The sequence below is a fragment of the Olsenella sp. HMSC062G07 genome (assembly GCF_001811895.1).
GTDB classification, from domain to species: domain Bacteria; phylum Actinomycetota; class Coriobacteriia; order Coriobacteriales; family Atopobiaceae; genus Olsenella_F; species Olsenella_F massiliensis.
Map to the genome: position 1 here is coordinate 538,856 of NZ_KV806951.1, position 13,781 is coordinate 552,636.

Annotated in this window: 14 protein-coding genes; 11 read left to right on the forward strand and 3 right to left on the reverse strand. The window is 65.7% G+C overall.

The genetic code is table 11. The features are described 5' to 3' along the window. The first annotated feature begins 169 nt into the window (after positions 1–169). The 11 genes from HMPREF2826_RS05620 to HMPREF2826_RS05670 all read left to right on the forward strand — a co-directional run bounded on the left by HMPREF2826_RS05620 (position 170) and on the right by HMPREF2826_RS05670 (position 10,508). Positions 170–556, forward strand: a complete 387-nt coding sequence (locus tag HMPREF2826_RS05620) for a GntR family transcriptional regulator (protein WP_070639958.1) — start codon at positions 170–172, stop codon at positions 554–556. Continuing rightward, positions 556–1,509, forward strand: a complete 954-nt coding sequence (locus HMPREF2826_RS05625) for an ABC transporter ATP-binding protein (RefSeq protein WP_070639961.1) — start codon at positions 556–558, stop codon at positions 1,507–1,509. The genes HMPREF2826_RS05620 and HMPREF2826_RS05625 overlap by 1 nt, the downstream gene beginning before the upstream one ends. 13 nt (positions 1,510–1,522) lie before the next feature. Then, positions 1,523–2,236, forward strand: coding sequence for an ABC-2 transporter permease (locus tag HMPREF2826_RS05630; RefSeq protein WP_070639964.1), 714 nt, complete (start codon positions 1,523–1,525; stop codon positions 2,234–2,236). A gap of 159 nt (positions 2,237–2,395) precedes the next feature. Next, the gene (locus HMPREF2826_RS05635) at positions 2,396–3,454 is read left to right on the forward strand and encodes an NAD(P)-dependent alcohol dehydrogenase (RefSeq protein WP_070639968.1); all 1,059 of its coding nucleotides are present in this window, start codon (positions 2,396–2,398) and stop codon (positions 3,452–3,454) included. A 56-nt stretch (positions 3,455–3,510) separates the two neighbouring features. Next, complete coding sequence (locus tag HMPREF2826_RS05640) at positions 3,511–4,521, forward strand: GTP-binding protein (protein WP_246824703.1); 1,011 nt, start codon at positions 3,511–3,513, stop codon at positions 4,519–4,521. A 139-nt stretch (positions 4,522–4,660) separates the two neighbouring features. Continuing rightward, positions 4,661–5,344, forward strand: a complete 684-nt coding sequence (gene deoC, locus HMPREF2826_RS05645) for a deoxyribose-phosphate aldolase (RefSeq protein WP_070639971.1) — start codon at positions 4,661–4,663, stop codon at positions 5,342–5,344. A gap of 26 nt (positions 5,345–5,370) precedes the next feature. Beyond that, positions 5,371–5,685 carry a Gfo/Idh/MocA family oxidoreductase gene (locus tag HMPREF2826_RS05650; RefSeq protein ID WP_070639976.1) on the forward strand — a complete coding sequence of 105 codons (315 nt, stop codon included), beginning with the start codon at positions 5,371–5,373 and terminating at the stop codon, positions 5,683–5,685. Positions 5,686–5,754: 69 nt separating this feature from the next. Then, positions 5,755–6,420, forward strand: coding sequence for a response regulator transcription factor (locus HMPREF2826_RS05655; protein WP_070639978.1), 666 nt, complete (start codon positions 5,755–5,757; stop codon positions 6,418–6,420). Beyond that, on the forward strand, positions 6,417–7,472 hold the full coding sequence (locus HMPREF2826_RS05660; RefSeq protein ID WP_168163987.1) for a sensor histidine kinase: 1,056 nt from the start codon (positions 6,417–6,419) through the stop codon (positions 7,470–7,472). The genes HMPREF2826_RS05655 and HMPREF2826_RS05660 overlap by 4 nt, the downstream gene beginning before the upstream one ends. A gap of 77 nt (positions 7,473–7,549) precedes the next feature. Further along, on the forward strand, positions 7,550–8,359 hold the full coding sequence (locus HMPREF2826_RS05665) for an ABC transporter ATP-binding protein (protein WP_070639985.1): 810 nt from the start codon (positions 7,550–7,552) through the stop codon (positions 8,357–8,359). Further along, entirely contained in the window at positions 8,349–10,508 is a 2,160-nt protein-coding gene (locus HMPREF2826_RS05670; protein WP_070639987.1) for an FtsX-like permease family protein, read from the forward strand. The genes HMPREF2826_RS05665 and HMPREF2826_RS05670 overlap by 11 nt, the downstream gene beginning before the upstream one ends. Positions 10,509–11,040: 532 nt before the next feature. Here the strand turns inward: HMPREF2826_RS05670 and HMPREF2826_RS05675 are convergent. From HMPREF2826_RS05675 to dltB, 3 genes are read right to left on the reverse strand one after another with little or no spacing between them, the layout of a single operon-like run. Further along, a complete protein-coding gene (locus HMPREF2826_RS05675) occupies positions 11,041–11,313 on the reverse strand; it encodes a hypothetical protein (RefSeq protein ID WP_070639989.1) in 273 nt (90 codons plus the stop codon). Further along, positions 11,310–12,605: a D-alanyl-lipoteichoic acid biosynthesis protein DltD gene (dltD, locus tag HMPREF2826_RS05680; RefSeq protein ID WP_070639992.1), complete on the reverse strand. Its 1,296-nt coding sequence runs from the start codon at positions 12,603–12,605 to the stop codon at positions 11,310–11,312. The genes HMPREF2826_RS05675 and dltD overlap by 4 nt, the downstream gene beginning before the upstream one ends. 1 nt (position 12,606) lies before the next feature. Further along, on the reverse strand, positions 12,607–13,773 hold the full coding sequence (dltB, locus tag HMPREF2826_RS05685; protein ID WP_070639995.1) for a D-alanyl-lipoteichoic acid biosynthesis protein DltB: 1,167 nt from the start codon (positions 13,771–13,773) through the stop codon (positions 12,607–12,609). Positions 13,774–13,781 lie beyond the last annotated feature (8 nt).

Below are 13,781 nucleotides of genomic sequence, written 5' to 3' on the forward strand. Positions count from 1 at the left end.
TGCCCCATGACGCAGTCATCTATCCCCGGGCAAAACCGCAGGGAACTCCCAGAACGATTCTGCCAGCGCCGGGCGTCGGCCTTTTGCAGGCGGGCGTTGACCGATCGGCCACAACTGTATATAGTGTATATATACATTCGTGTGACGAGAGTGGAACCAGGGGGCGCGCGTGAACCTCATCATCTCAAACGCGAGTGACCAGCCCATCTACGAGCAGGTCGCCTCGCAGCTTCGAGACGCCATCCTTGCCGGCGAGCTGAGCGAGGGCGAGCTGCTCCCCTCCATCCGCTCGCTTGCGAACTCCCTGCGCATCAGCGTCATCACGACCAAGCGGGCCTATGCGGAGCTTGAGCGCCAGGGCTTCATCGACACGGTCCAGGGCAAGGGGAGCTTCGTGGCCCGCGGCAACCGCGAGCTGTTGTTCGAGGGGCGCCGGCGCCAGGTCGAGAGGCTTCTTTCCCAGGCGCTTGACCAGGCCCTGAGCGCGGGCATCGACCCTGCGGAGCTGCATCAGATGCTCGACCTGCTCGCTGACGCATCACGAGAGGGGATATGATGGCACGTCTTTTCTGCACGCGGGGGCTGACCAGGCGCTATGGCGACTTCGTGCTCGACCAGGTGGACCTCTCCTTGGAGGAGGGCATGGTCCTGGGGCTGGTGGGCAGAAACGGCTCCGGCAAGACCACCCTCATCAGGCTCCTGCTGGGCGTGGTGCTTCCTGACGCCGGCACCGCGGAGGTCCTGGGCGTGTGCGCCGACGTCCGCTCGACCGCCTTTGCCGCAGCTCGTGACAAGGTGGGCTTTGTTCCCGACAGCTGCCCCTTTGCGGGAGAGACGCGCGTCGAGGACGTCGCGCGAATCGGTCGGGCCGTCTATCAGGACTGGGACGGCCGAGAATTTGACCGCCTGTGCCATGACCTTGGCCTGGGCCTTAACAAGCAGGTCAAGGGCCTCTCCCGCGGCATGGGCATGAAACTTTCGCTGGCGTTTGCCCTTGCCCATCGCCCCCGTCTGCTCCTGCTGGACGAGGCGACGGCCGGACTCGATCCCATCGCTCGCGGGGAGGCGCTTGACCTGATTCGCGACTTCATGGCGGCGGAGGGGGGTGGCGTGCTGCTTTCGAGTCACATCACGTCCGACCTCGAGCGCGTCGCCGACCGAGTGGCCTGTCTGGATGAGGGGCATATCCTCTTTGACCTTGACCGTGACGCGATCTGCGACGACGCGGGCATCGTGCGCTGCCGTTCGGATGAGCTTGGCGACATCATGGATCTTGGGATTCGCGTGCGTCACAACGAGTACAGCGTGGACGTGCTGGTGCCAAATAGGCGCAGCGTCGCACGGGAGCACCCGGGCCTTCACATCGACCGTGCGAGTCTGGACGAGTATCTTGCCCTCGTCCTGACGGGCGTGCCGCGAGGTGATGACGCGGTAAGTCAAGACGCCGCGACGAGGTCACGACGAGAGGACCCGCGTCAAGGGGGCCTGCATCGAGAGGACATGAGATGAAAGAGGACATGAGATGAACGCGCCCGTGCCGAGGGGGTCCATGGTGGGAAGGGCACTTTGCGTTGACCTGACGGTCATGGCGCGACCGCTTAGGCAGTCGCTGATCACCGGCGTCGTCGTTGCCGGGTTCATAGCTGCCACCACGCATTCCGTGCCGGTTGCGGCGTCCACCGTCGTCGCGATGGTCGCCTACTTGTACATGTTTGGTGTGTTCGCCAATGACGAGGTCGGCGGATGGGGGTCGTTTCGCATGACGCTTCCCTGCTCCCGCCGCGACCTGGTGCTGTGTCGGTATGTGGGTGTGCTCGTGGTTGCCGCGGCAGATGCGGTCGTATGCACGCTCGTGGCCCTTGCGGTCGTCTGCCTGGCGTCTCCGTTAGGTGGCGCGCATGGGGTCCTGGACGGCCTCACGTCGCTTGTCTTTTCGCCCGAGGAGCTTCTTGTTTCGGTCTGCCTCACCATGACGTCCCTGCTCGTGGCGGCGTCCGTGCTCCTGCCGCTTATCGTGCGCCTGGGAGTCACCAAGGGAACGCGCATCGCCTCGATGGTGGTGCTTCTGCTGCCCATATTGGGCTTTACGACGCTGGCGCCGCTCCTTGGAGACCTTGCTGCCCCGATGGCTGCCACGGCGCCTCTCGCCGTCGCCCTCGCGCTTGCCGTCGCCCTCGCGCTCTACGGCATGAGCGCCCTCGTTTCGGTGATGCTGTTCGAGACGCGCAGCATGTAAGGGTCGCGCGTCCTCGTGGCCTGTGGACATGCCGTGCACCGCGGCAACCATCGCGTCTGCACGCTCCCATGCTAGAATGCATGAAGGCAGAGGAGGCCGTCGCATGAGGGGCCTCCCGACAGCAACGTCAATGGTTAGCTAGCAGAAAGAGGGTGTTCCATGAAGGGTTATGCCATGCTCAAAATTGGCGAGTCCGGCTGGATCGAGAAGGACACGCCCGCGTGCGGTCCGCTCGACGCCATCGTCAAGCCGCTCGCCGTCGCCATCTGCACCTCTGATGTCCACACGCTGTGGGAGGGTGCCATCGGCGAGCGTCACAACATGATCCTGGGCCACGAGGCCTCCGGCGAGGTTGTCGAGGTGGGCTCCGAGGTCAAGGACTTCAAGCCCGGCGACCGCGTCCTCATTCCCGCCATCACGCCCGACTGGAACTCCCTCGAGGCCCAGGCCGGCTACTCCATGCACTCCGGCGGCATGCTCGCCGGCTGGAAGTTCTCCAACTTCAAGGACGGCGTGTTCTCCGAGTACTTCCACGTGAACGACGCCGACGGCAACCTCGCCCTCATGCCCGAGGGCATGGACCCCGCAGACGCCTGCATCCTGTCCGACATGGTTCCTACCGGCTTCCATGCCGTCGAGCTCGCTGACGTCCAGCTGGGCGACACCGTCCTGGTCATCGGCATCGGCCCCGTGGGCCTCATGAGCGTCGCGGGCGCGGCCCTGCGCGGCGCCTCGCGCATCATTGCCGTCGGCACCCGCCCCGTGTGCATCGAGGCCGCCAAGGGCTATGGCGCGACGGACTTCATCTCCTACAAGGACGGTCCCATCGATGAGCAGGTCATGGAGCTTACCGGCGGCAAGGGCGTGGATCGCGTCTGCATCGCCGGCGGCACCGTCGAGACCTTCGAGCCTGCCGTCAAGGCCCTCAAGCCCGGCGGCAAGATCGGCAACGTCAACTACCTCGGCTCGGGCGACTACATCAACATCCCGCGCGTCGAGTGGGGTGTTGGCATGGGTCACAAGGACATCCGCGGCGGTCTCATGCCTGGCGGGCGCCTACGCATGGAGAAGCTCTCCAGTCTCGTCACCGCCGGCCGTCTTGACCTGCACCCTGAGTGCACCCACGTCTTCCACGGTTGGGATCACCTCGAGGAGGCGCTGTTCCTCATGAGGGACAAGCCTGCCGACCTCATCAAGCCGGTCGTCGTCATCGACTAGCTCTTTGTGGCGTGGCGGGGCCGTCCCTGGGGCGGCCCCGCCTTTTTTGTGTTGACATGGCAAGGACTCTGGGGGTGCTCGTGAGGATTCTGGTCGTATCCGGGTTTCTCGGCGCGGGAAAGACGACGTTCATCCAGGAACTCGTGAGGCGCACGGGCCAGGACGTCGTCATCTACGAGAATGAGTACGGCGAGGCTGACGTGGACGCCCGCCGCCTGCGCGATGACAGCGATCTCAAGGTCTGGGAGTCGGTCGAGAACTGCATCTGCTGCTCGGGCAAGCAGGACTTCGCCAGCTCGGTACTCACGATCTCCAACACGCTCGATCCAAAGTTCCTGGTCGTGGAACCCACGGGTGTCGCGAAGCTCGGCAACGTGATGGATAACCTGACGCAGGTGAGCTGGGAGAGGATTGAGCTTTTGCCACCGGTGACCATCGTGGACGCGCAGTCGTGGCAGAATCAGCGCCGCCGTCAGGGCAAGATCTTCGACGATCAGCTGAGGGCCGCGGGGACGGTCGTCGTCTCCAAGATCAGGGCGGTGGATGACGCTGATCCGGTCGTCGGCCTCGTGCGAGAGCTCAACCCCAAGGCGCAGGTCGTGGGTCACCCCTACGGCGAGCTGCCCGACGCATGGTGGGCCGCGCTCCTCGAGCCTGGCGATGGGGGGCACGAGCGGGACTCACGCTCAAGAGTCGAGGGGAACGAGACCCTGGACGAGACGCCCGAGCTCGAGACGCTTGCGCTTGACCATGCCGAGCTACCCTCCCCGTCGCATCTCCTGTGGGTGCTGGACGCGCTCTCCGCGGGCGTGTTTGGCCACCTGGCTCGTGCCAAGGGCTCGCTTCCCTGCGGCGGACAGTGGCTTCGCTTTGACCTCGTTGAGCGGGCCTGGGCCGTGACGGGAGACGCCGCAGCCTCCGGCGCCCCGACGGAGTCTCACTGCGTCTTCATCGGGGACGAGCTTAGGAGAAGCTGGCTTCGCGAGGTGTTCGTCCCCGCGCTGTGGCGCGACGTTGCCGAGATTCGCCACGAGCACCATCACGATCACGAGCGCCACCACGAGTGACACGAGCCGTACGAGCGCCATCACGCGCGTGGCACGCTCGCGGGCGCATGCTCACGCATCGTTGTAGTTAAAATATAAGATGCGACGCACAACACAGCAGGATGCAGGCACAACAAGCGGCACACGACAAGGAGGCACCATGGGCTACACGGTCAAGCAAGTTGCGGCGATGGTCGATCACACCAACCTGCACGCCTATGCCACGACGGAGGACTTCAGGAAGCTCTGCGACGAGGCCAAGGAGTACGGCTTTAAGTCTGTGGCAATCAACACCTATCCCGTGAGCCTCTGCCGAGGCTTCCTCGAGGGCTCCGAGGTGCTCACCGGCGCCGCCGTCTCGTTCCCTCTGGGGCAGACGACCATCGAGACGAAGGCCGCCGAGGTCGCCAACGCCATCAAGGACGGCTGCCAGGAGTTTGACTACGTCCTCAACGTGGGTAAACTCCTCGAGCGCGACTACGACTACATCAAGGCTGAGATGGAGCGCCTCGTCGCCCTCGGTCGCGAGGCCAACGTCACGAGCAAGGTCATCTTTGAGACCTGCTACCTGCGCGAGGAGGACATCATCGCTGCCGCCAAGATCGCCTCCGAGGTCAAGCCCGACTTCGTCAAGACGAGCACGGGCTTTGGCACGGCTGGCGCGACGGTGGAGCACGTCCGTCTCATGAAGGAGTATGCGGGCGCCGACGTGCAGGTCAAGGCTGCGGGCGGCATTCGCTCCTGGGAGGCTGCCAAGGCGATGATCGACGCCGGCGCCACGCGTCTGGGCACCTCCTCGGGCATCAAGATCGTCCAGGAGATGAGGGCCGCTGGCCTCGAGTAGGGCTCAGTCACAAAAAGTGGGCCGGCATGGCTGACGACCTTGGGGCGTGCCTCATCGGATGCGGGCGCGCGGGCCTCGTTCATGCGCGCGACTGCAACGGGAGGGTTCGGGAAGCCCGTCTCGTCGTCCTGTGCGACCCCTTTGAGGGCGGCCTCGCCGCCGCCCGAAAGGAGCTGGGCGTCGCCAACACCTACACGGACTATCGCGAGGCCATCGTCGACGCGGCGGTGGACGCCACCAGCGTCGAGACCGTGACTGCCGCCCGCCCTCGACGCGGCCGCTCTCGCATGCGTGCGCATCGACGTCCCGGGGCCCTTGAGCCTCGGGACGTCGTGGCGTGACGTCGCGGGCCCGCATCCCCTATGCTGGTGGCTGCCGGTGACGCCGGCGGACGCGGAAGGGAGATAGCGATGACACGGGTGCTGGTCGTCGAGGACGACGTCGCGCTGCGCGAGGAGTGCGCGCGGCTCCTTGGCCTCAATGGCTACGCGGTCACGACGTGCGACGAGTTTGAGGACGTCGTGGGAGAGATTCTCAGGGCTGCTCCTGACTGCGTGATTCTTGACCTGCATCTTCCCGGGGCCGACGGCCTCTCGGCCTGCCGCGACGTGCGAAGGCACAGCAACGTGCCCATCGTGGTCCTCACCTCGTCAGACAGCGAGTTTGACGAGGTCATGGCCATGAACCTTGGCGCGGACGACTATGTGACGAAGCCCTACAGCCCGGCGGTTCTCCTCGCCCGCGTGCAGTCCGCCATTCGCCGCTGTAACGCAACCGCGCACCAGGCCATCGACTGGCGCGGCATCTCCGTGGACGCGGCACGTTCCACGGCCTCGTATGAGGGGGCGACGACGGACCTCACCCGCAACGAGCTGAGGATCCTCCTCGCGCTCGTGCGCGTCCGGGGCGCGGTCGTGAGCAGGACGGACCTCATGTGCGAGCTCTGGGAGTCGGACGAGTTCGTGGACGACAACACGCTCACGGTCAACGTCAACCGCCTGCGCGGCGCCCTTGCCACGCTCGGCGTGCCGGCAGGCACGCTCGTGACACATCGCGGATGGGGCTACTCGCTATGACGTGGGGGGAGTGGCTGCAGGACCATGTGGTCCAGGTCGTCGCGTGGCTCGTCCCGTCGGCGTTCGCGTGCTGCGTCTGTGCGCTCGTCGGCCTGGGGGCGAGCGTCGTCGCCCTCGTGGCGCTCTCCCTCGCCTTGGGGGGAGCGGTCGTTGCGGTGACGTCGCGCTGGGCCGACGCTCGGTTTCTCACGGCGCTCTTGAAACTGCCGAGGTCACTTGAGCATGCCTGGCAGCTCGCCACGCTCGTGCCCGACCCGCAGAGCAACCGCGCGGCCCTCGTGTACGACGCTCTCCAGGCGATGGGTGCCTCCGCCGCCTCGGACGTAGAGGCCGAGAGGCGGGCCTCGCGCGAGTACCGGGAGTACGTCGAGGGATGGATTCACGAGGTCAAGGCACCGATCACCGCCGCGACGCTCGCGGCGGGCCGTCAGGGGGCGGACGGCCCGGATGCCGTGCGCCGTGAGCTGGCCCGCGTGTCTCGCCTTGTCGACCAGGCGCTTTGGTACGCGCGCGTGGGCTCGGTTGCGGCGGACTACGTCATTCGGGACACGCGTCTTGCGGACCTCTGTCGCGCGTCCTGCAAGGCCGAGGCGCGCCTGCTCATCGAGCGCGGCGTGACGCCGGAGCTTCTCGTCCCCGAGAAGCTCGTCGTGCCCACCGACGCCAAGTGGGTGGGCTTCGTGCTGTCGCAGGTCGTCGTCAACGCCGCCAAGTACGGTGCCACCCATCTGCGCTTCTCGGCTCGCGTCACGGACGGCCCTTCCGGCGGGCGCCTCACCGAGCTCTGCGTCGCGGACGACGGGAGGGGCATTCCCGCCCGTGACCTGCCTCGCATCTTTGACCGCGGCTTCACGGGCGAGAACGGACGGGCGGGCGAGGGATCCACGGGCATGGGGCTCTACCTGGCCGCCCGCATCTGCGAGCGTATGGGGCTCATTCTCGAGGTGGCCTCCGAGGAGGGTGAGGGCACGCGCGTCCTTGTGGGTTTTCCCCACGACGCCGGCCGCCTCGCCCTGGCGGACACCTCCTTCGACTTCCTTACGACATCGTAAGGAAGGGGTAAGACCGTTCGATGGCTTTGGGCAAGACGCTTCCATAGCATGGGGACAACCACATGAAAGGAAGTGTCATGGCTGAACATGTCGTACGCCCGTCATCGGGTCGTCATGCCCGAGAGGACCTTCTTTGCATAGACAACGTCGGCAAGGTCTATGGCAGGGGAGGGGCGATGACCACCGCCCTTAACGACCTGAGCCTTACCGTGAGGGACGGGGAGTTCGTGAGCGTGATGGGGCCGAGCGGCTCCGGCAAGAGCACGCTGCTCAACTGCGTGGCGACCATAGACGCCGTCACGTCGGGGAGCATCCGCCTTGGCGGCGAGGACGTGACGAGGCTCAGGGGCAGGGAGCTCGCGCGCTTTCGTCGGGAGCGCCTGGGGTTCATCTTCCAGGACGCCAACCTCGTCGAGACGCTCACGGGCTTTGAGAACGTGGCGCTCGCGCTCACCATCAAGGGGACGCGTCCCGTGGAGATCGGCCCGCGCGTGCGCGTGGTCGCCGAGCGCCTGGGCGTCATGGACGTGCTCGACAAGTATCCCCACCAGATGTCGGGCGGCCAGCGGCAGCGCGTCGCCGCGGCGCGCGCCGTGGTGGGCGCCCCCTCGCTCATCCTCGCCGACGAGCCCACGGGGTCGCTCGACTCCAAGAGTGCCCGGGTGCTCCTGGAGACGCTCGAGAAGATCCATCGCAACGCCGGCGCGACGATCATGATGGTGACACACGACGCCTACGCGGCGTCCTTCTCGCAGCGCACGGTCTTCATCAAGGATGGGACGCTCTTTAACGAGGTGGTCTGCGGCACCGACGACCGCAAGGGATACTTTGGGCGCATCATGGAGGTCGTGTCGTTCCTGGGCGGGGGTGTGTCCCATGTTGGCTAGGCTCGCCGTCAGAAACGTGCGCCGCAGCGCCCGGGACTACACCATCTACTTTGTGACGCTCCTGCTGGGCGTCATGGTGTTCTATGCCTTCAACTCCATCGCCGACCAGCGCCTCATGACCGACGTCAACGCGGGCAGGTCGGACATGGTCGCCACCATCGACCGCGTGATGGCCTTCTTCTCGGTGGCCGTGGCGTGCGTGCTCGGCTTTCTGGTGGCGTACTCCAACCGCTTCATCCTTCGTCGCCGCAAGCATGAGCTTGGCACCTACCTCCTGCTGGGCATGAAGGCGCGCCAGGTTGCGGGCATCGTCCTTCTTGAGACCGCTCTCGTGGGACTCTTTTCGCTCGCGGCGGGCCTCGCCCTGGGCGTCGTGCTCTCGCAGCTCCTGTGCTTTGCGAGCATGTCGATGTTCTCGCTTGACCTCTCCTCCTACCGCTTCGTGCTGTCATCGACCGCGCTCGGCCGCACCGTCCTGTGTTTTGTCGTCATATTCGTCGTGGTGGGCGTCCTCAACGTCATCGAGGTGAGTCGCTGCCGGCTGGCGACGCTCCTGTCCGCTCGCAGCGCGTCAGAGCGCGTGGGCGTGCGCGGGGTGCTGCCCTCGGCGCTGTGCTTCGTGGTGAGCGTCGCGCTGTTGGCGTACGCCTACAGGCTGCTGGCCCTCAACGGCCTCTTGGACGTGGGTGACGCCAAGTTCTCCGCCGCGACGGCGCTCATGCTCGTGGGCTCCCTGCTGTTCGTGTCCTCGGTGGCGGGCCTTGTCGTCGGCATCGTGCGACGCACGCGCGGCCTCTATCTGAGGGAGCTGTCACCGTTCACGATGCGCCAGCTCGCCTCTCGCATCAACACGGCCTTCGTCTCGCTCTGGATCGTGTGCGTGCTGCTCTTCTTTGGCGTCACGTCGTTCTCGGTGGGCATGGGCGTATCCTCGGTGCTCTCCTCGGCCCTCGAGGAAGGGACGCAGTTTGACCACTCCATCGTCGCGTCCATGTTTCATTTTGCCGACCTCGACCAGTACAGTGACAAGGCTGACAAGGCCCAGAACACGCGCGAGCGGCTTGACGCCTCAAACTGGAGCGCGGCGGATTACTTTGCGACTCGCTCCGCCACCTGGCGCGAGCTGGTGGGCCAGAGCGCCCAGGTGGACATATGGTCGGATCCCGACCTCACGGGGGGTAAGCTGGCACAGACGGTGGGCTACGACGTCGAGTCTTCGGCGCTGTACAAGGACGCCACCCTCCTGCGCTACGGCGTCTCCGTCATCGGCGTGAGCCAGCTCAACGCCACGCGCGCCCTGTCGGGTCATCCTCCGGTGACGCTGCCTGCGGGCACCTACGCCGTGGACAACTGCCTTGACCTCACCAAGGGCCTGTCCGAGGCGGTCTCGTCCTACGGGGGGACGCTGCGCGTGGGGGGCGTCGAGCTCAGGTCGTCGCGCCAGCTCGTGCGCCAGGTGCTTCGGGTGACGCAGCTGCCCGACGTGCAGTGCGTCCTCATCGTGCCCGACGACGTCATCGACGCATTGCGCGCCATCAGGGGCCTGCCCGACATGAGCATGCTCAACGTGCGATATGCGGACGGCGTCGATGCCGACCAGGCGGAGGCGCTCATGGAGAAGGCGTTTGCCGAGGCTCTCCCGCCTTCCGAGGAGGACCTTCGAGAGGGGTATGACTATGGCATGGGATGTTGGCCGCTGAGCTTCGCGGTCTCGGCCAACTCCACGCGCACGGAGGCGCTCGGCTTCAAGATGCTCATCACCTTCCTCGCGCTCTACCTGGGATTCGTCCTGCTCGTGTCGGCGGGGTCCGTGCTGGCCGTGCAGCAGCTCTCGTCCACGGTCGACTCGGTGGGGCGCTATCGCACGCTCGCGCAGCTCGGCTGCACAAGGAGGCAGGTTCTGGGAAGCGTGCGCACCCAGACGCTCCTGTACTTCCTGGTGCCGCTGGCGCTTGCGCTCTGCCATACGGCCTGCGTCATCTGGGTCATGAACCGCAACCTGTTCTCGGCCCTTGGCGTCTCGCCCCTCGTTCCCGTGTCGCTCGCCGTCGGCATCGTCGTCGTGGTCTATGGGGGGTACCTGCTCGTCACGTATCTGTACTGCTCCGCGATCGTGCGAGGGGCGCTGGGGCGCAGACTGCTGGCATAGGGACGGTCCCGGCAGCCCGAAGGCCGCCGCCGCAGCTGCAGCTGCAGCCCAGGGGTCGGTTTCCCGGCAGCCGGGGGCTACAGCTGCAGCTGCAATCCAGGAATTATTAATGACATCAACGCGAGCTTTTTGTCAGTAATGTTGCGTTTCCCCAGGATTCAAAAAAATAGTGCCCAAATTGAGAGTTTCCGGTCATTAGCATTGCGCCTCTGTCGTGGTATTCGGTGCGGGTCCCGGCTCGAAGCCCGGTGAGGGCCCCGGTGCCCGCACCGAGCTGCCCGATTCGCGCCGCCGGCGGGAATCATGTCGCGTCAACCAGCGCCATAGCGCCCCCCGTGTCGCGACGCCCTCGCCTTCGTTAGCCAGAACACGACGAACGTATCAAAACATTGTCGAATTTTGCCGTTTTTTGTAACGAATGTCGTGTTCTGGCTACGGCGTCCGATGCGCGCCAGTAGGTCAAACGGCGCACCGGCCTGTTCGGCCCGTGCGCCGGGCGACGCGACCGGCCCGCGCGCACGGCCAGACTTGTCTAGAAGCCCGCGTAGATGAGGCCTGCGGGCGCGCTGAGGCCCGAGAAGAACACGAACCAGACGAGCAGCACACCCATGGAGATGACCGCAAGGTAGGCCCCCAGGCAGACCAGGATCGGATGGGCTTCCCCAAACGCCAGGATGGCCCGCCTGCCATCGGCAAGCGGCGTAAACGTCGCGCCCGACCCCCTGCGGTCCGACCGCCTGGCGCCCGACCCTCGGCGGCTCGCCCGGCCTTCCGCACCGACGGCGCCCTCCTCCGCAGATCTCATGGGAGCGTCACCCCCCTGAGCGTCTGAAGTCCCGTTCCCGTCACGCCGCCAAAGCCGGCACCGCCCACGAAGTCATCATCCCGACCGTTGAGGAAGTGAAAGATGGCGCTCTCGATGCGCACCCATCCACGCCAGCCGGGATGGACGGTGTCAGACCAAAAGTAGCGCTCGTACTCGCAGGGCGAGAAGTCCGCATAGGCGATGCCGTGGTCATCGCAGATATGGATGATTCTGTCGTACCAGACCCTGCGCGCGTCAGCGGGCACCTTCTGGTGGTCAAACCAGGCCCCATGCATGGGCTGAAGCACCACGAGGGGCTTCAGGCCGCATTCCAGCATGACGTCCAGAGCGCAGGAAAAGTCGCCGTACTCGCTGTCGGCGTCATTGAACCGTTGGTTGAGCTCAAACATCTGCCAGCCGTTGCGGGTCCAGAAGTCATCGTTGACCCCAAGGGGGTTGTTGGTGCATGCTGCGGCGCCGTCCAGGTCGCCTTGGGCGAGCAGGGCCGCCCAATCGGGCTCGCCGGTGTCCACGCCCGCGAGGCGCGCGTCACTCTTGGCAAAGGCACGGGAGGCAAACAGGGGGAGGCCCCTCTCGATCTTGAGCTGCTCGGCCTGGTGATACGTGAGGTCGTCGAGCATGCCCAGGACCCCGTCATCCGCCGCCGCCGACAGCAGGGTCGAGGCGATGCCAAACGACTCCGCCCGGCGACGTACGTAGCGCTTTGAGTCGCGCGAGACGCTCGCGTTTCGCGCGAAGGCGCGATAGAGCTCGTACGAGAAGCGCTGGCTGAACTTGTTGTTGGCGTCGGGGTTCTTGAAGAACCACTGGGGCGAGAGAAAGAGCAGGGCCTCACGGTTGCGCACGCGATTGCCGTACGCGCCCGCCGCGATGGCGTGCCAGAGGCACTGGTCGTAGGCCTCCCCGACGTAGGTGAGGTCCACGCCGCAGTTGCTCAGCCCAAACACGTTGGGCGGCACCTGGGGTACGAGCTGGGATGACACATAGAATTCCGACGACCCCAGCGCCAGGCGCGCATATGGCGACATGGTGCTGACAACCCAGTCGATGGCGCCGAACTTGAGCGTGTCCACGACGTAGTCATAGACGAGCGAGTCATCTGCCGCCCACCCCTGCCGGTCGGGATTTATCACGTGGCCGGCGGCGGCCAGGCCCAGCCCCAGGGTTGCAAGGCCGCCGAGCGTGGCGCCCAGGAAGGCTCGGCGAGACAGCTCCGTCCCCGCAGCTGCCTTTGCCCTCGCCGCCGCTGGCGCGTCAGGGGATCGTCCCATCTCATGCCCCTCTCACGAGCAGGGAGACCTGGCCCGAGAAGAGGGCAAGGCTCACGAACACCAGCATCATGGTCACGGCCCAGGAGCACAGGCGGTACCACGCCTGGTAACGACAGCGCTTGAACAGGGACGTCTTCTCCCAGCTTCGCTCAAGCGCCAGGATGACGCCATGGAACAGGCCGTAGAGCACGTAATTTACCGTGATGCCGTGCCACAGCCCCATGAGCAGCATGTTGGCGACCAGCGCGAGCTGCGAGGCGCGCAGGCGGCCCAGCGTGCGATGACGCCTCATGAGACGGCGCGCCAGGCGCATGAACACGAAATCGCGCAGCCACGACGAAAGCGTGATGTGCCAGCGCCTCCAGAAGTCAGCCATGCTCGTCGCCAGGAAGGGCGCCCTGAAGTTACGGGGCGTCCTGACGCCCAGGACGTAGCTGATGCCTTGGGCCATCAGGGAGTAGCCCGCAAAGTCAAAGAAGAGATACAGCCCGTACGCACCGCATATCTTGAGCTGGATGAGCAGCCGCCACCAGATGTCACCCGCCGGAGCAAGAAGCGGCACGGGAATGTAGTACCTCTTGGCAAGCGCCGCCAGGACGATCTTGTAGACCATGCCCAGCAGCACGAGCAGGATGCCCTTGGCCAAGAGGCCCGCGTACTCGTCGCGCGGGAGGATGCGCCTGACGTCTTGTACGAAGCGGCGGCTCCGGTCGATGGGCCCCGAGACGAAGGTAGGAAAGAACGTCAGAAAATACAGGTGGTCAAGGACGCTCAGGGAGGCCACGAGGCCGTCGTGGGTCTCCACGAGCACCTGGACCGCCCTGAAGGTGAGATACGAGATACCCACGAAGCCCATGAGGTCAGCACCGAAGACGCCGCTGACCTTGCAGACCACGAGCGGGGCGATGACAACGGCAAGGCTCGCACGGAAGCGCGGGTTGCTGCCGGGGTCGCGCAGGAGCCACTGGGACGTCGCCGCAACCAGGGCCAGGTAGCCGGCGGCATAGGCGGCCTGGGCGGGCGTGCGCGCAAACAGTAGGCCCAGCATGAGGAGGGACGTCACGAAGCCGTAGCGCCTGAGGGACCTCTCGCGCAGGCCGAGGAAGGCCGCGCCCGCAAAGAGGGGCACGAGCAGGACGAAGAAGCTGGGGTCGATGTAGAACGACATGGGCGCGC

Excerpts from the sequence above, each read along its gene's own strand:
- HMPREF2826_RS05625 (WP_070639961.1), top strand. The coding sequence starts at position 556 with ATGGCACGTCTTTTCTGCACGCGGGGGCTGACCAGGCGCTATGGCGAC.
- HMPREF2826_RS05630 (WP_070639964.1), top strand. The coding sequence starts at position 1,523 with ATGAACGCGCCCGTGCCGAGGGGGTCCATGGTGGGAAGGGCACTTTGC.
- HMPREF2826_RS05635 (WP_070639968.1), top strand. The coding sequence starts at position 2,396 with ATGAAGGGTTATGCCATGCTCAAAATTGGCGAGTCCGGCTGGATCGAG.
- HMPREF2826_RS05640 (WP_246824703.1), top strand. The coding sequence starts at position 3,511 with ATGGCAAGGACTCTGGGGGTGCTCGTGAGGATTCTGGTCGTATCCGGG.
- deoC (WP_070639971.1), top strand. The coding sequence starts at position 4,661 with ATGGGCTACACGGTCAAGCAAGTTGCGGCGATGGTCGATCACACCAAC.
- HMPREF2826_RS05650 (WP_070639976.1), top strand. The coding sequence starts at position 5,371 with ATGGCTGACGACCTTGGGGCGTGCCTCATCGGATGCGGGCGCGCGGGC.
- HMPREF2826_RS05655 (WP_070639978.1), top strand. The coding sequence starts at position 5,755 with ATGACACGGGTGCTGGTCGTCGAGGACGACGTCGCGCTGCGCGAGGAG.
- HMPREF2826_RS05660 (WP_168163987.1), top strand. The coding sequence starts at position 6,417 with ATGACGTGGGGGGAGTGGCTGCAGGACCATGTGGTCCAGGTCGTCGCG.
- HMPREF2826_RS05665 (WP_070639985.1), top strand. The coding sequence starts at position 7,550 with ATGGCTGAACATGTCGTACGCCCGTCATCGGGTCGTCATGCCCGAGAG.
- HMPREF2826_RS05670 (WP_070639987.1), top strand. The coding sequence starts at position 8,349 with ATGTTGGCTAGGCTCGCCGTCAGAAACGTGCGCCGCAGCGCCCGGGAC.
- HMPREF2826_RS05675 (WP_070639989.1), bottom strand. The coding sequence starts at position 11,313 with ATGAGATCTGCGGAGGAGGGCGCCGTCGGTGCGGAAGGCCGGGCGAGC.
- dltD (WP_070639992.1), bottom strand. The coding sequence starts at position 12,605 with ATGGGACGATCCCCTGACGCGCCAGCGGCGGCGAGGGCAAAGGCAGCT.
- dltB (WP_070639995.1), bottom strand. The coding sequence starts at position 13,773 with ATGTCGTTCTACATCGACCCCAGCTTCTTCGTCCTGCTCGTGCCCCTC.